The organism is Pseudacidovorax sp. NFM-22 (assembly GCF_021401245.1).
In the GTDB taxonomy this organism is placed as follows: domain Bacteria; phylum Pseudomonadota; class Gammaproteobacteria; order Burkholderiales; family Burkholderiaceae_C; genus Xenophilus.
On record NZ_JACBFY010000003.1, the window covers coordinates 206236 to 221708 of the forward strand.

The 15473-nt window shown below is 69.1% G+C and carries 19 protein-coding genes and 1 pseudogene; all 20 read right to left on the reverse strand.

Going from position 1 to position 15473, the window contains the following annotated elements:
- Positions 1–144 precede the first annotated feature (144 nt).
- Positions 145–324: pseudogene (locus tag L0984_RS11840) on the reverse strand (sigma-54-dependent Fis family transcriptional regulator); the annotation flags it as partial.
- Positions 321–2078 (reverse strand): enoyl-CoA hydratase-related protein, encoded by a 1758-nt coding sequence (locus L0984_RS11845; protein ID WP_129243212.1) that lies wholly within the window; start codon positions 2076–2078, stop codon positions 321–323. The gene L0984_RS11845 and the pseudogene L0984_RS11840, both read right to left, overlap by 4 nt.
- Positions 2075–2515 (reverse strand): hypothetical protein, encoded by a 441-nt coding sequence (locus tag L0984_RS11850; RefSeq protein WP_129243211.1) that lies wholly within the window; start codon positions 2513–2515, stop codon positions 2075–2077. The genes L0984_RS11845 and L0984_RS11850 overlap by 4 nt, the downstream gene beginning before the upstream one ends.
- A 111-nt stretch (positions 2516–2626) precedes the next feature.
- Positions 2627–3619, reverse strand: coding sequence for a hydrogenase expression/formation protein HypE (gene hypE / locus L0984_RS11855; protein ID WP_370645988.1), 993 nt, complete (start codon positions 3617–3619; stop codon positions 2627–2629).
- A gap of 80 nt (positions 3620–3699) precedes the next feature.
- Entirely contained in the window at positions 3700–4839 is a 1140-nt protein-coding gene (hypD, locus tag L0984_RS11860) for a hydrogenase formation protein HypD (RefSeq protein WP_129243206.1), read from the reverse strand.
- Positions 4836–5078, reverse strand: a complete 243-nt coding sequence (locus L0984_RS11865) for a HypC/HybG/HupF family hydrogenase formation chaperone (RefSeq protein WP_129243204.1) — start codon at positions 5076–5078, stop codon at positions 4836–4838. The genes hypD and L0984_RS11865 overlap by 4 nt, the downstream gene beginning before the upstream one ends.
- A complete protein-coding gene (locus L0984_RS11870) occupies positions 5069–6244 on the reverse strand; it encodes a Kae1-like domain-containing protein (RefSeq protein WP_129243202.1) in 1176 nt (391 codons plus the stop codon). Before L0984_RS11870 ends, L0984_RS11865 begins: the two co-directional genes overlap by 10 nt.
- A 7-nt stretch (positions 6245–6251) precedes the next feature.
- The gene (gene hypB, locus L0984_RS11875; protein ID WP_129243200.1) at positions 6252–7208 is read right to left on the reverse strand and encodes a hydrogenase nickel incorporation protein HypB; all 957 of its coding nucleotides are present in this window, start codon (positions 7206–7208) and stop codon (positions 6252–6254) included.
- Between the two features lie 26 nt (positions 7209–7234).
- On the reverse strand, positions 7235–7582 hold the full coding sequence (locus tag L0984_RS11880; RefSeq protein ID WP_129243198.1) for a hydrogenase maturation nickel metallochaperone HypA/HybF: 348 nt from the start codon (positions 7580–7582) through the stop codon (positions 7235–7237).
- Positions 7575–8732: a hydrogenase formation protein gene (locus tag L0984_RS11885; protein ID WP_129243196.1), complete on the reverse strand. Its 1158-nt coding sequence runs from the start codon at positions 8730–8732 to the stop codon at positions 7575–7577. The genes L0984_RS11880 and L0984_RS11885 overlap by 8 nt, the downstream gene beginning before the upstream one ends.
- Positions 8729–9202 carry a [NiFe]-hydrogenase assembly chaperone HybE gene (gene hybE / locus L0984_RS11890; RefSeq protein ID WP_129243193.1) on the reverse strand — a complete coding sequence of 158 codons (474 nt, stop codon included), beginning with the start codon at positions 9200–9202 and terminating at the stop codon, positions 8729–8731. The genes L0984_RS11885 and hybE overlap by 4 nt, the downstream gene beginning before the upstream one ends.
- Complete coding sequence (locus tag L0984_RS11895) at positions 9199–9426, reverse strand: rubredoxin (RefSeq protein WP_129243191.1); 228 nt, start codon at positions 9424–9426, stop codon at positions 9199–9201. Before L0984_RS11895 ends, hybE begins: the two co-directional genes overlap by 4 nt.
- Positions 9416–10309, reverse strand: a complete 894-nt coding sequence (locus tag L0984_RS11900) for a hydrogenase expression/formation protein (RefSeq protein WP_129243189.1) — start codon at positions 10307–10309, stop codon at positions 9416–9418. Before L0984_RS11900 ends, L0984_RS11895 begins: the two co-directional genes overlap by 11 nt.
- A gap of 20 nt (positions 10310–10329) precedes the next feature.
- Entirely contained in the window at positions 10330–10833 is a 504-nt protein-coding gene (locus L0984_RS11905) for a hydrogenase (RefSeq protein WP_129243187.1), read from the reverse strand.
- Positions 10834–10852: 19 nt separating this feature from the next.
- Complete coding sequence (locus L0984_RS11910) at positions 10853–11155, reverse strand: HypC/HybG/HupF family hydrogenase formation chaperone (protein WP_129243185.1); 303 nt, start codon at positions 11153–11155, stop codon at positions 10853–10855.
- 1 nt (position 11156) lies between these two features.
- Positions 11157–11822, reverse strand: coding sequence for a HyaD/HybD family hydrogenase maturation endopeptidase (locus L0984_RS11915; RefSeq protein WP_129243184.1), 666 nt, complete (start codon positions 11820–11822; stop codon positions 11157–11159).
- Between the two features lie 17 nt (positions 11823–11839).
- The gene (locus tag L0984_RS11920; protein WP_208742419.1) at positions 11840–12169 is read right to left on the reverse strand and encodes a HigA family addiction module antitoxin; all 330 of its coding nucleotides are present in this window, start codon (positions 12167–12169) and stop codon (positions 11840–11842) included.
- A 2-nt stretch (positions 12170–12171) separates the two neighbouring features.
- Entirely contained in the window at positions 12172–12918 is a 747-nt protein-coding gene (gene cybH, locus L0984_RS11925) for a Ni/Fe-hydrogenase, b-type cytochrome subunit (RefSeq protein ID WP_129243182.1), read from the reverse strand.
- A gap of 34 nt (positions 12919–12952) precedes the next feature.
- Positions 12953–13564 carry a HupE/UreJ family protein gene (locus L0984_RS11930; RefSeq protein WP_129243180.1) on the reverse strand — a complete coding sequence of 204 codons (612 nt, stop codon included), beginning with the start codon at positions 13562–13564 and terminating at the stop codon, positions 12953–12955.
- A 36-nt stretch (positions 13565–13600) separates the two neighbouring features.
- Positions 13601–15460, reverse strand: coding sequence for a nickel-dependent hydrogenase large subunit (locus L0984_RS11935; protein ID WP_129243178.1), 1860 nt, complete (start codon positions 15458–15460; stop codon positions 13601–13603).
- Between the last annotated feature and the right edge of the window lie 13 nt (positions 15461–15473).

Consider the following 15473-nt stretch of genomic DNA (forward strand, 5'->3'; position numbering starts at 1 on the left):
CGCCACGTGGTAGCTGGGGTCGAAGCCGTAGAAATTGCGATGCATGCGCACGAGTTCTGTTCGCGGTGGTGGGTCAGCGGGGGACGGTGTTTGTCGCGCTCGCGGGTGGCCTGTTTGGCCGACAGCCTCTGCGGGAAATTGTAGCATGCGCTGGTCGCACAGGATCACGCTCATCAGCTGGCGCTGCAGCAGGCCGCGCGCCTCGTCGGCGCCGCTGGCGGTGAGTACGGTGAAGTCCTCTTCCAGCGTGCGGCGCATCGCGTCCTGCGAGCGCACCTCGTCATCGACCACCAGCACGGTGGGCACGCGCAGGCGGGCGTTCATCGCGCAGCAACCTCGCGGTGCACGGCCAGATGACGCGGCGTCCAGGCATGCGGCAGCTTGTGCACGAAGTGGTGGCGCGCGACGTGGTAGCTGGGGTCGAAACCGTAGAAATTGCGGTGCATGCGGGACAGTTCTTCCTTGCGGTAATCGGCGAGCGGTCGTTCGGCTTCGTGGGCCGCGCGCTCGATCTGCTTGCGCATGACGCGATCGCGCAGATTGTACGACGCGGCCAGCAGCCGGGCTTCCTGCACCGCCGCATCGAGGGCATCGCCGGCCGGCACGTCGAGGCAGCGGTCGACGAAGCCGATGCGCAATGCCTCGGGTGCGGACAGCGGCAGCCGGCTCTGCATCAGCGCACGCGCGCCGTCGGCGCCAAGCCGGCGCGGCGCCAGATAGGTCCAGTACTCGGAGCCGTACAGATTGCCCATGTTCTTGTAGTGCGGGTTCAGCATGACGCCGCGCTGCGCCCACACCTCGTCCGCCGCCAGCGCGAGGAAGGCGCCGCCGGCACCGGCGTTGCCGCGCAGCAGCGACACAGTGAGGCTGTCGGTGGTGGTGATGATTTCCAGCACGACGTCGTTCATCGCGTTGATGTTGCGCCACGATTCGTCAGCCGCACTGCCGCCGTCGCGATGCGCCGCCGCCTCGATGCAGTTGAGATCGATGCCATTGCTGAAGAAACCGTCGCCACCGGCAATCAGCAGCAGCTGCGTGTCGCGCCGCTTCACCTCGACCAGCGCGTCGCGCAGGCGCTGGCATTGCGCGGTGGACATCGCGCCATTGTAGAAGTCGAAACTCAGCACGCCGACGCGGGCGCCCTGCTCGCCGTGCTCGGTGTAGCGCAGCTCGCCCCACTCATCAGCCGCCCGCGTGAGCGGCGCGGCGCGCTCGGGCAGCGCCGCCGCCTCCGCCGCAAAGGCCTGCGTCGCCGGCAGCTTGATCGGCGACGCGGCATCGCCGAGCGCGACCGACACGCGCCCTATCCAGACACCGCCATCGACGGTCCGGCGCAGCAGCGCGCCGTCGCGCTGCGCCAGCACATCGCCCGGCGCGCCACCGAAACCGGCCAGCGCCTCCAGCGTCGCCGGGTGCGCGTCGAACAGCCGGCAGGGCTGGCCGAACAGTGCATCGACCACGCCGGGCTGGCCGTCGGACGCGCGTATCTTCGCCAGCACCGTTGTGCTGTCGTCGCGCGACCAGTCGATGGCGCGACGCGACTGCGGCAGCACACCGCGCCAACCGTCGGCGGCGGGCGCACTTTTCTGCGGCGCGTCGCCGGCAGTGAAGCGGGCGAGCGCCTGCAGCGTCGCCGCGACGGCCGCCTCGGTCACCTCGCGCCGGTAGATCGCGCCCTTCGACGCCGCACGCAGCGGGAAGGTGGCGGCCCCCCATACCGGGCCGGCGTCGAAATCGCCATCCGCCTGCAGCACGGTGACGCCCCATTCGCGCTGCCCATCGACGATGGCCCAGTCGAGCGCGGCTGGACCGCGGTCGCCCGGCGGCCCCGGATGCACGACGAAACAGGGCAGGGCGCGCCACACCGACTCCGGGATGCGCCGCTTCTGGAAGGGCGCCAGGACGAAGTCAGGCCGGAACAGCGCCACGGCCTCTTCGGTGACTTGGTCGTTGATGTCCAGCTCCACGCTCACCCGGTGGCCGCGCGCGCGCAACTCGGCGAACAGCCGTTGCGTGAGGCTGTTGAAGCTGTGGCACAGCAGCAGGATGCGCAGACCGGGGACCGGGGTGGTGCTCATGGCGGTGGCCGAAGCCCTTGCAGTGCGTTCGCGGCGAGCTTGCGGCCCAGGTAAGTGGCCAGGCGCGCCTGGATGTCGTCCAGCGCCGCGTTGAACGCGGCCACCGTGCGTGCGTCGCGCAAAGGCCGCACCACGCTGGCGGTGTCGGGGCTGAAGTAGGGCGTCAGCCGTGTATGCGCTTGACGGCAGAACGCCGCGAGCATGTCCAGAGAGACGGGTTGTTCGGACGGAACCGGCACGAGCTCGATCAGGCCCAGCGTGAGCAGGGCCTCCAAATGGTCTCGCAGCTGGGGCACGCCGCGCGCGGCCAGCATGGCGAGGCTGTCGCTGCCATTGACCATGATCAACACCGAGCGCATGGCTGCCGGGACGCGGTCCGAGCGCTGCTTGATCTCGGCACGGCCTCGGGCGGTTTTTCTAAAAATGGGCGACGACATCAGAGGCCTCTGTCTGAGCGAAATGCCTTCTTGCAGAGACACCGAGGGTCCGGCTCCGCCGGCCCCAGGTGTCGCCCCCTCGGGGGAGGCACCGAAGGCGACGCAGGGGGGTCAACATATCCGTGGCAGCTGTTCGCCGCTGAGCCAGTCCACCACGCGCCGGCCACCGAAGCGCGTGGCCATCTGCACGAAGTGGTGCGGGTCGGTGGTGACCTCGCCGATGCGCGCGGCCTCGGCGCCCAGCGGGTGCGCGCGCATGGCGGCGAGCACGGCCTCGGCCGCCTCGGGCGCACACACCGCGACCAGTTTGCCTTCGTTGGCCACGTACAGCGGGTCCAGCCCCAGCAGTTCGCAGGCCGCATCGACTTGGGGCTTGACCGGAATCGCTGCCTCGTCGAGCAGCATGCCGACAGCAGACTGGCGGGCGATTTCGTTCAGCGTGGTGGCCAGCCCGCCGCGGGTCGGGTCACGCAGCGTGCGGATCGCCGGACAGGCGACGAGCATGTCGGCGACCAGGCCGTTCAGCGCCGCGGTGTCCGACACGATGGTCGTTTCGAACTCCAGCGATTCGCGCTGCGACAGCACCGCCACGCCGTGATCGCCCACGGTGCCCGACAGCAGGATGACGTCGCCCGGCCGCGCGTTCGCGCCCGACACGTCGATACCGTGCGGTACGACGCCGACACCGGTGGTGCTGATGAACACGCCGTCCCCCTTGCCCTGCTCCACCACCTTGGTGTCGCCGGTGACCACCGCGACGCCGGCTTCGCGCGCCGCCGCCGCCATCGACTGCACGATGCGCTTCAGGTCGGCCAGCGGAAAGCCCTCTTCTAGGATGAAACTGGCGGACAAGTAGAGCGGCGTCGCACCCATCATCGCCACGTCGTTCACCGTGCCGTGCACGCTGAGCGCACCGATGTCGCCGCCGGGGAAGAACAGCGGCGAAATGACGTGCGCGTCGGTCGCCATCACCAGGCGGCTGCCCTGCGGAATGGCGACCGACGCGCCGTCGTTGCCCTGGCGCAGGAAGGGATTGTCGAAGGCGGCGAGGAAGATTTCCTCGATCAGTTGCGCGGCGGCGCGACCGCCGGCGCCGTGGCCCATGTCGATGCGGCCGTTGCGGATGTCCAGCGGCCGGACATAGCCGGCGCGCACGGTGCCGCCCTTGCTGTCGTCTCTCGCGTTCATGCTGTCACCACCGGAATGTCCTTGAATCGGCCGTACGCGTAATGCGCCGCGCACGCCCCCTCGCTCGACACCATGCAGGAGCCGACCGGGTTTTCCGGCGTGCACACGGTGCCGAAAATCTTGCAGTCGGTCGGCTTCTTGACGCCGCGCAGAATCGCGCCGCACTCGCAGGCCTTGTTGTCGGCCACCGGCCGGTAGCCGACATCGAAGCGGCGCTCGGCGTCGAACTCGGCGAAGGCCGGCCGTATCTTCAGCGCGCTGTACGGCACTTCGCCCAGGCCGCGCCATTCGAAGCTTGGCCGCAGCTCGAACACCTCCGACACCTTCTGCTGCGCGGCGAGGTTGCCGTCACGGTCGACCGCGCGGGTGAATTCGTTCTCGACGTGAGCGCGGCCCTCATTCACCTGACGCACCAGCATCAGGATGGCCTGCATCACGTCCAGCGGCTCGAAGCCGGCGATCACGACCGGCTTGCGGTATTCCTCGGCGAAATGCTCGTAGGGCGCGGCGCCGATGACGATGCTCACGTGCGCCGGACCGATGAAGCCATCGATCGGCACCGTGCCGTACTGACGTACTTCCGGTGATTCCAGGATGTGGGTGATGGCCGACGGGGTTAGCACGTGGCAGCACAGCACGCTGAAATTCTTCAGCCCCTCGCGCTGCGCGCGCAGGATGGCGAGCGCGGTCGGCGGCGTCGTCGTTTCGAAGCCGATGGCGAAGAACACCACCTGACGCTCCGGGTTGTCGCGGGCGACGGTCAGCGCGTCGGCCGCCGAATACACCATGCGGACGTCGCCGCCACGCGCCTTCGCTTTGGTCAGCGACAGGCTGTCGGAGGCCGGCACGCGCATCGTGTCGCCATAGGTGCAGACGATCACGTCGTGTTCAAGCGCCAGCTTGATCGCCATGTCGACGCGGCCGATCGGCAGTACGCAAACCGGACAGCCCGGGCCGTGGATCATGCGCACATTGGCCGGCAGCAGTTCGCTCACGCCGTAGCGCGAAATGGCGTGCGTGTGGCCACCGCAGAACTCCATGAAGCTGTAGGTGCGTGCCGGGTCGGCCTCGGCCGCGATGCGCGCTCCGATCTGTTTGGCGATGTCGCCGTCGCGGAATTCGTCGATGTATTTCATGGAAGCACGTCCGCCCCCACATTCATGGCCGCCATCTCGGCGAACAGCGCCAACGTGCGCTCCGCCTCTTCGGGGTCGATGGTGCCGATGGCGTGGCCCACGTGCACGATCACGTAGTCGCCGACCTTCACGTCGGCCACCAGAGCAATGGAGATCTCCTTGCGGATGCCGCCGAGGTCGACCACGGCCTGGTCGTCGGGCCGCAGCTCCACCAGCCGCGCGGGGATGGCTAGGCACATGGTTTGGTTTCCTTTTCGTGGGGGATGTTTTCAGAGGCCATGGTCTCGATCTGTCGCGCGGCCACCCAGGCCTGGCCGAGCGCCAGGCCCGCGTCGCCACAACCCTTCGTGCGGGGCAGGTGCACGCGCAGGCCGGCGCCTTGCAGGCTCTCGGTCACGCGTTCGCGCAATACACGGTTGAAGAAGCAGCCGCCGCCCAGGCACACATAGTCCGTGCCGTGGTCGCGCGCGGCCTGCGTGGCCCAGTGCGCAAGCGCATCGGCCAGCGCAAGGTGAAAACCCGCCGCCGCCGCGTCCACGCGATCGGGGTCCACACTGAGCAGCGCGGCGAACAGGCCGCGCACATCAAGCCGGTGCTGCCCATCGGCCAAGGTGTCGGTGAGCACCTCGGCCTGGGTGGCGGGCAAGGGCTCTTGCGCCGGCTGTTGCGCCAGCCATCGGCTGGCGGCCGCTTCGAGCGCGATGGCGGCCTCGGCCTCTTCGGTTTGGCGCACGCTCAGGCCCAGCGCGGCGGCGGCGGCGTCGAACCAGCGCCCGGCGCTGCTGGTGGGTGGGCAGTTCAGGCCGCGTTCCAGCATCTGCTGCACGCCGCGCGCCGTGGCCTCGCCCACCACCGGCGCAAAGCGCGGCACGGTTTGAGCGCCCCGGTCCAGCGCGTGTAGGGCGCTGGCGGCCATCCGCCAGGGTTCTCGCGCGGCGCGGTCGCCACCGGGCAGGGCCAGCGGGTGCAGGTGGCCCAGGCGCCGGAACCGCGCGCCGTCCACGAGCAACAGTTCGCCGCCCCAGGCCGCGCCGTCATCGCCCAGGCCCACGCCATCGAGCGCGAGGCCGATCACCGGGCCGTCAAGGCCGTGCTCGGCGACCACTGCAGCGATGTGCGCGTGGTGGTGCTGCACGCCGATGGCGGGCACGCCCAGCGTTTCGGCGATGTCCATGGCCAGGCGGCTGCTGAAGAAATCGGGATGCAGGTCGTGCGCCACCGCCCGCACCGGCCCATGTTGCTGCAACAGCGCGCGGGCCGAGGCTTCGAGCGCGGCGCAGGCGGCCGGGTCGCTCAGGTCGCCATGCACCGCCGACCAGTGAGCCCGGCCCTGTGCATCAAGCAGGCACGCGGCGTTTTTCAGCCAGGCACCGCAGGCCAGCACGTTGGGCGGGAGGGGGGCCATGTCGGTTTCAGTGCGCGGTGGCGCTGCCCAGGGCTTCCCGTGCTTGCGCGAGCTCGGCTTCGAGTTGGCGCACGCGCTCGCGCAAGGCGGCCTCGGCGTTGGGTTCGCCGTGCGGGTGGTAGTGATCGTGGCCGATGCGGTGGTCCAGCCAGTGCAGCCAGGCGTCCATGCCCTCGCCAGTGGTGGCCGAGAGCTGGATCACCTCGATGCCCGGGTTCACCCGCCGCGCAAGCTCGATGCAGCGCGCCACGTCGAAGCGCACGTGCGGCAGCAGGTCGATCTTGTTGAGCACCATCAGCGAGGCGGCGGCGAACATGTCGGGGTACTTCAGTGGCTTGTCTTCGCCCTCGGTCACCGAGAGGATGGCCACCTTCGCGGCCTCGCCCAGGTCCCACACGGCGGGGCACACCAGGTTGCCCACGTTCTCGATGAAGAGTAGGCTGTGCGTGCCGTGGTCACCTTGATGATGGTGGTCGTGCCCATGGTCGTGATCGTGGCCATCGTGCGAGTGCAGCCGCGCAAAAGCCTCGGCCACCATGGGCGCGTCGAGGTGGCAGCCCTTGCCGGTGTTGACCTGGATCGCGGGCGCGCCCGTGGCGCGGATGCGGTCGGCGTCAAAGCTGGTCTGCTGGTCGCCCTCGATCACCGCCACGTGCAGGCCGGGCGCGTGCGCCTTGAGCGCTTCGATGGTGGCGCACAGCAGCGTGGTCTTGCCCGAGCCCGGGCTGGAGACCAGGTTGAGCGCGGTCACGCCGTGGGCCTGGAAGTGCGCGCGGTTGTGCGCGGCCACGCGGTTGTTGGCGCCGAGGATGTCGGTCTCCAGCTTGATGGCGCGCGCCTGGCTCATGCCGGGCACCGAAACGCGCGCCGCACCGGCACCGAAGTGCAGGTCGCCGCTGGCGGAGTTCACCTGCACGGCCTCGGGCGTGGCGGGGTGGTCACTGCATCCACATACGACACACATGGTCGGCCTCCTGTTCTCGTGGGGTTTCAATCATCGGCCACTTGCATGTCCAGCACGCGCAATTCAGCGCCGCCGGTCGGTTGCAAATGGAAGCAGCCGCAGGCCGGGCAGGCGTCGCCGCGCTGCGCCAGGGCCACGGTCTGCGAGCAGCCCAGGCACCAGGCCTGGCCCAGGGGTTCCTCGATCTGGATCGCCGCGCCGTCCAGCAGCGTGCCCGGGGCGAGCGCCTCCAGCGCGAAGCGCAGCGCGCGCACGTCCACGCCCGCGAGCTGGCCAGCCTCGAGCCGCAGCGCAAGCAGGCGCTGAAAGCCTTCGCGCGCGGCCGTGTCTTCCACCAGCTGGAGCACGCCACCGGCCAGGCTGGCTTCATGCATGGCTGGCCTCCTGCAGCGCCGGGCGCGCGGGGGAGCCCAGGCGTTCGATGGTGAAGGGCACACAGGGGTCGAACGCGGCTACCAGCAGGTTTACGCGCCGGGTGATCTCCCACTCGGGCATTTCGGGGTCAAGCAGCGCCAGGCGCTGCGCCACCTCGCCTTGCGGGTGGAAGTTCCACTCGGTGGGTGCCACCACGCGGCAGGCCAGCACGCGCTGCGTCCCTGGGTCGACCTCGACCTGGTGCACCAGCAGGCCGCGCGCCATCTCCATCCAGGCCAGGCCGCGCCGGGGGCCGGGGGCCACGGCGCCCCAGTCCAGGCAGGCGTCATCGCTGTCGAGCGCGAGGCGCGCCAACTCGACGATGCGCGTGCCCAGCAGCGCCCAGGGCGTGAGCGGCACGCCGTCGGCCACGGCACCGAGGCGGCTCCAGGGGCCGGTGTGGGCGCAGGCGCCGTGCCACAGCGGGCGCAGCGCGAACGCGGGCTTGTGCGCGAGCGTGGCGCCCAGCGTGCAAAGGCTGGGCGGGTGGCCGTGCGGGCGCAGCGCGGTGTCGGTCGTGAGTGGGGCGAAGGCGTCGGCGCTGTGGGCGCGGCGCAGCAGCAGGGGCAACCACTGCCCGTGGCGCTGGCCCCAGGTGTCGAGCCATTCGGTGCCGCCGGCCTGCCAGGCCGCGAGCCAGTCGGCGGCGGGCCTGTGCAGCAGCGCGTGTTGCAGCCAGTCGCGCAGCGCGGGCCAGGGGTCGGTGTCGTTCTGCGCGGGCCAGGGGCAACTGCGCAGCGCGGTGGCGGCCTGCGCCGCCACGGGCGCATCACCCGGCGCGAGCAGGCGCGGCCAGTCCAGGCCGATGCGGCGGATGTGCTCCGCCGCCGTCTCGCGGCGCAGGCGCTCGGCCACGGCATCGGGCGGCGGCTGCAGGCCAGGTGCGGCCGCACCGATGGCGAGCTGGCTGCACAGGCGGTGAGCGTGGCTGCACAGGTTGAACAAGCTGGCCATGAGCCCGGGCAGCCGCGCCGCCGGCACGCCGTGGCCCATGCGCGCGGCCCAGTCCTGGCGCGTGCTCTGCAGGTTGTGCGGCGGCGGCGCGCCCGGCGTGAAGCGCAGCGCACCCGCCAGCTGGGGCAGGCTTGCGAGGGAGACGGGGTTCGTCACGCACGGCCTCCTAGAAAGAAGGCGCGGCGGGAGGGCACTGGTGGCGGGGTCCCTTGCGGCGCGGGCCGGGTGAGCGCCAGGCCCTGGCGCGCGGTCTCGCGCGCCAGGGCCTGCGTGGCGAACTCGCCCATGGGTGAGAACAGCGCGCAGGTCTCGTGGTAGCCGATGGCCGGGTCGTGCGCGCCGATGAAGTCGAAACGCTCGCTGCCGAAATCGCGCACAAAGCTGCGGCCCACCCGACCGTGGTGCGGCAGGGCCAACGCGGGCAGGCGCACCAGGCTCATGAACCAGGGCGTGATGAGCACGCCTTCGGCCACCGGATCATCGCCCTCGGTGGTGCTCCATTCAAAACCAATGGCCTCCACGCGCAGCGCGGCGTTGAGCAGCGGAATGCCCTGCATGCGCTCGGCTTGCACGCGCTCGAAGTAAGCGACCAGGGCCTGCACGCGGGGTTCCAGAAGAGGCTTCATGGCAGCAGAAGGAACTGATCGGGCTCGCAATCGCAATTCGGGCAGCGCCAGTGCGAGGGCAGGTCGGCGAAGGGCGTGCCGGCGGGGATCTGCCACTGCGGGTCCCCCACGGCGGGGTCGTAGACCCACCAGCAGATCTTGCATTCCAGGCGCGAGTCTGGCCGCAGCACCTCGCGTTTGCCGAGGTAGGAACCTTCGAAACCCTCGAAGTGTTCACTGCTCATGTCGCCTCCAGCCAGGCAGCCAGGCCATCACTTCGCGCAGGCGCTCGTGCGAATCGCTCAGGTCTTCGGGCGCGGCCATCGCCACCTCGGGCATGTCCACCACCTCCACCGTGTTGAGGATCACCTTGTCCATGGAGTTGTAGTACACCACGCGCCAGCAGTTCGGCAAGCGCGTGTTGGAGATGCGGCAGTTGCCATACCCGCGCGAGAGCATGAGCACGCGGCCGGTGCCGAGCTGGTGGTCCAGGAAGCCGATGTCTTCGGGCGTGACGGGCAGCAGCGTGAGGTTGACCACGTGCGAGACTTGGCCAGGCTGCCAGCGCACCACCTGGTCGCGGATCTCGTCCACCAGCAGCGGCGCGTTCTGCACGTTAGGCGGCAGCGGGCCGTTCCACACAGGCCAGGTGGCCCACACGTCATCGGCGGCGGTGGCGGCGAACAGCGAAGGCACCGGGCCGACCTCGATCGAGTCGTCCACCAGCACGGCGTCGCGGCCTTCTTCATGACGCCAAGTCATGAGGCGCCACACACCGGCGAACACCGACTCCTGCACGCGCACCTCGAGGTTGTCCGCGCCCAGCTGCACGATCGCACTGGACTCGCCCTCGCCCAGCACCTGGTTGAGGACGCGGAAATCGCGCGGCGCCAGCGCGCCCAGCGGCACCATGCCCGGGGCACCACCCTCGGCACCGCACTCGAGCAGGGCCAGCACCTGCTGCAGCGCGTGGCGCGCCTGGTCCAGGCCCACCAGATCTTCGGGCTCGGGCAGCACCGGCGGGCGATAGGTGCTCATGTCCTTGGGCAAGGGCAGGTAGTCGAGCGACTCGTCTCCGGGTTGCGTGCCCGGACCCAGGGCCACGAGCGGAATGGGGAAGTTTTTCATCGGGTGAGTCCTTGAGGGGTTCAGTGGCAGCCACCGGTTGCGCCGGAAGAAGCAACCGTCTTGCTCACGACCGGAATGCCGACGGTGGGGGGGCGCGAAGGCGGCATGCGCAGCGCGGCGTCCACGCCTTGCAGGTACGCGTCCCAGTCCTGCATGCCGGCGATGGCGGTGACGTATTGGCCGCCGCGGAAGAACAACAGCGAAGGCCAGCGCTGCGAGCCGTAGCGGCGCGCCACCGCGTCCTCGCTCTCGCGCGGCACGGCGGCCACCGCGAAGCGGCCAGGGAACACCTTCATCAGCTCGGGCAGCACGGCGGCCACGTCCTGGCCCTCTGGAAAACGCACAGCGTCGCCGGCCAGCAGCAGCACGCGGTCGCCGGGCTGCGCGGCCCAGTCGGCCACGCTGGTTTCGTCCACGAGCGCGGCGCCGAAGTCGCGCACCAGGCGCATCACCAGCGGCGCGGCGGGGTCGGTACTGGGCGGGGTGACGGCCAGCGGACGCAAGGGTGTGTCGGTGGTGGTCATGAAATGTCTCCTGAAGCATTCAACCGTGGGCGAGCTGGCGCAATTGCTCGGCACTCATGCGCGAGGGCAGCTCGAAGCCTGCCTCGCCGTCGGCGCCCTGGCCCTGCATGGCGTCCAGCACGAGATCGAGCGCAGCGTTGACCTCGCTGGCGCGCTCGGCGTCGATGCGCTCGCGCGCGTCGCCCAGAAACACCAGCAGCCAGTCGCCGGGCGCCACTTCGCCCACCAGCGCGGTGGTGACGCGGCGGCGCTCGCCGCGCCCTTCGCACAGCGCATGGCCGGGCTCGACGGCGGTGACCTGCATGGGCATGCCGATGCACATGTCAGGCGCCCTGCCGAAAGAAGCGCTCATCGCCCTGGCGGCAGGCCGCGTCGGGCGCAGGGCGCTGGGTCTCGTAGGCGGCGAGCGCGAGCTCGTCCATGGTCACCGTCTCGCGACCGCTCAGGGGTTCGCGGCGCGGTGTAGGTTGGCCGCCCCAGCGCGCGATCTCGGCCACGGCCAGCGCCAGGGCCTCGTCCATCGCGGCCTTCACTACCGGGCGCAGGCTGCCGCCGTAGTCCTCGAGCTCCTGCGGCTGACAGCCGATCAGCAGCACTTGCGCTGGGTACTGGCCGGTGAGCTGCGCGAGCGAGAGCACTTCCTGGAAACCGGTCTGGTGCAGGCTCATCTTTTTCGCGCCAAGAAAACGCGGCACCTCGTCGTCGCGCACCAGCTTCAGCGTGCCGGGGGCCAGGCCGTAGTCGATCGCGTCGAAGATCAGCAGGCGGTCGGCCTCCTGCACGTGCTGGATCAAATAGAGGCCCTGCGTGCCCCCATCCACCAACGACACGTGCGGCGCGAACTGATGGCGCTGCTGGAGGGCTTCGACGCAGCGCACGCCGAAGCCCTCGTCGGCCCACAGCAGGTTGCCGATGCCGAGCACGCAGATGGAGGAAGGTGGGGGGTCACCGCTGGGGTGACAGGCGGTTTTGGGCGAAGTGGGACACATGCGGGAACTCCAGGCAATTAGTGGGGAAAGGAGGCGGCCGCGCGCAAGCGCTTCCAGGCGTGGGAGCTGTCCCAGGCGGCTTGCTGCGCGAGCCAGAAGCCCGCGTCCACGTGGAACACGCGCGCGCAGCGGATCGCGGTGTCGGGCGACATCGCGCGCTGGCCGTGCACCAGCTCGTGCAGCCGGCAGCGCGAGAGGCCCAACAACCGCGCGGCCTCGCTCTGGTTGAGCGAGAGCGGCTGTAGGCAGGTGCGCGCCAGCAACCGCCCCGGATGCGTGGGTACGCGCAGCGGCACGCCCACCGGCGGCAGGGCCGGGGCGAGCTTGAGGGCGGTTGCGCGGCGCATGCTCACTCTTTGAACGTGCGGTGGCCAGAAATCATCGTGGACACGATGCTTTGGCGGCCCATGATGTCTTCGCGGATCGCGGCGTATACGTGCAGAGTGATGAAGATTACCATCGCCCACATGCCCATGCGGTGCCAGGTGTGCACGTCCTGGCTCTGGCCGAACAGCGGGATCACCCAGCCGAACAGACGCTCCTGCCACGAGCCCATCTGAGAGCCCTCGCCGTACAGCGCGAAGCCGGTGATGATCATGAACAGCGAGATCATCAGGTATCCCGCGAACATGGCGAAGCGCGCCAGCGGGTTGTGGCCCACGTAGCGGCCTGGCCGATCCGACAGGAAGGCGTACCAGCGCAGCATGATCAGCACCTCGCGCCAGTAGGCCTTCTGGAACACCGGCACCCAGAATAGCTCGCGCGAGTGGTGGTTGCCCACCAGCGCCCAGTAGGCGCGGCCCAGCAGGCCGACCGCCATGATGTAACCGGCCGCGAAGTGCGCGAAGCGGATGTAGCCCATTAGGTAGTGGGCGCTGGCCTCGCCGGGCATCGTCGGCAGTGGCCTGCCAATGAAATAGCCGGTGAGGCACAGCACGAGGATGGCCCCCACGTTGATCCAGTGCCAGACGCGCACCGGCGCCTCGTACACGTAGACCGACTTGGTGACTTGGCCGTGCTGCACGGCGCTGTCGTCGACGCCGGTGACGTCGGCCAGGCGATGCTGCGCCAGTTCTTGCGTGGACAGGGTGGACATGCTTTGCTCCTTTGCGGTGCGCTCGGGCACGGGTTCAGGCGGCCAGCTGGCCGAACAGATAGACCCCGGCCACCCCGAGCGCGGCGCCCAGGCCGCCCAGGGCGATGCCGCAGCGCCCGGCCAGCCAGCGCCGTATGGCCAGGCCGATGCAGACGCCGCCGACGTGCAGCACGGCGGTGGTGAGCAGGAAGCCGACGGCGTAGCCCGCGAAGCCCGATTCGGGCGTTTCGGAGCCGTGGGCCAGGCCGTGCAGCGAGGCTGCCGCGACGATCAGGCCCAGGCCGATGTCCGGGGGCATGGAGCGGCGCGCCACCAAGAGCATGGCGCCGAACAGCATGACTGAGAGGGAGACGCCGTGCTCCAGGTAGGGCACGGTCACGCCGAGCATGCCCAGCGTGGCGCTGAAGACCAGAGCGAACATGAAGGTGGCCGGCCCCTGCCAGGCCTTGTGGGACGGCAGGACCGAGACGGACCAGATGCCCACGGCCACCATGGCCAGCAGGTGGTCAGGACCGAAGGGGTGGACCAGGCCTTCCATCAGGCTGCTGGTGCCATGGCCGGGGTGTGCGTGGGCGGCGGTGGCCAGGCCACCCAGCAGGGCCAGGGCGGCGAAGCGGCGGGCGCGACGTTGTATCGTGTGGTTCATCGGGGGATTCTCGTTTTTTCTCGTTTGTGGAGTGGATCAGCGCACGGCCACGCGCGCCATCTCGCGGCCTTCCTCGCTCATCACGTGGGTCGAGCAGGCTAGGCAGGGGTCGAAGCTGTGCAGCGTGCGCAGGATCTCCAGCGGTTGCTCGGGGTTGACCATGGGCGTGTTCATCAGCGAGGCCTCGAAGGCGCCGATCTGGCCCTTGTGGTCGCGTGGCGAGCCGTTCCAGGTGGTGGGCACCACGCACTGGTAGTTCTCGATCTTGCCGTCCTTGATGCGGATCCAATGGCCCAGCATGCCGCGCGGCGCGGCTACCGTGCCCACGCCCTTGGCCTCCTTCGGCCAGGTCCTTGGGTCCCACTTCTCGATGTTGGCCGTGCTGGTGTCGCCGGCCTTGATGTTGCCGACGAGCTGCTTAAAATCGTCCATCATCAGTTCGGCGGCGTACTGGCTCTCCAGCGCGCGCGCAAGCGTTCGGCCAATGGTGGTGGGCAGCAGCTGCTTGGCGCTGTACTTCGTCTCGGGCATGCCCAGCGCTTTCGGAATCGTGCTGTTGATCGCCGCCGCGGCCGCGTCCACCTGCTGCTTCACGCGCTGGCAGAACTTGTTGCCCTGCGTGGCGTGCGCATAACCCAGGATGTAGCGCGAGAGCGGGCCCACCTCCACAGCGTGGCCACGCCAGCGCGGCGATTTGATCCACGAGTACTTGGCCAACTCGTCGAGGTTCTCGATCTTGGTGCGCGTGCCCTTGAAGTTCGGGCCCTCGGGCGTGTAATTGGCCTCGGTCACGCCGTCCCAGGGGTGCAGGCCTTTGTTCTCGTCGTCGTACTTATACCAGCTGTGCGTCACGAACTCCTGCACCTGCTCGGGATCTCGTGGATCGATCTCCAGGATCTTGTTCCAGTCTCCATCCAGGATCACGCCACCGGGCAGCTGATTCGTGCTGTGGTCGTATGGCACTTTCTCGTAGGAGCCATAGTCGGCCACGTTGGTGGCCGACAGGCCACCGCCATAGAGCCACCCGGCCTCTTTGTAGATGGTGCCGATGGCAAGCACGTCCGGCACGTATACGTTGTTGTTGAAGTCAATCATTTCCTGGATGCGGGCCTGAACGAAGTTCAGGCGCTCCATGTTGATCGGCGCACCGGCCGCACCGTCGCCGTCGATGTTGATCGCGCAGGGCACACCGCCTACCAGGTAATTGGGGTGAGGGTTCTTGCCACCAAAGATGGTGTGCACCTTGACCCACTCCTTTTGCAGGTCGAGCGCTTCCAGATAGTGGGTGACAGCCATCAGGTTCGCCTCAGGCGGCAGCACATAGGCTTTGGAGCCCCAGTAGCCATTGGCAAACGGTCCCAACTGACCGCTTTCAACAAAACGCTTCAGGCGGATCTGCACGTCGCGGAAGTAGCCTGGCGAAGACAACGGGTGCGAGGGCGAGACCATCTGCTGCAGCTCGCTGGTCTTCTTGGAGTCGGCGTTCAGCGCCGAGACCACGTCCACCCAGTCGAGCGCGTGCAGGTGGTAGAAGTGCACCGCGTGGTCGTGCACCTGCAGCGTCTTGGCCATCATCTCGCGGATCAAATGGGCATTGAGCGGAATGCGGATGCCCAGCGCATCCTCCACCGCGCGCACCGAAGCGAGCGCGTGGCAACCCGTGCAGACGCCACAGATGCGCTCCACGAAGGCCCAGGCGTCGCGCGGGTCGCGGCCTTTGAGGATCACCTCCAGGCCACGCCACATGGTGCCGGTGGAGACGGCATTGCGGATCACGTTGTTGCTGTCGAGGTTGACCTCGCAGCGCATGTGGCCCTCGATGCGCGTCACCGGGTCGACGACGATGCGCCGGCCGGTGTTGTCCATGCGAAAGCCTTGAGTTTCGTAAGCACCCATGTTCTTGTTCCTC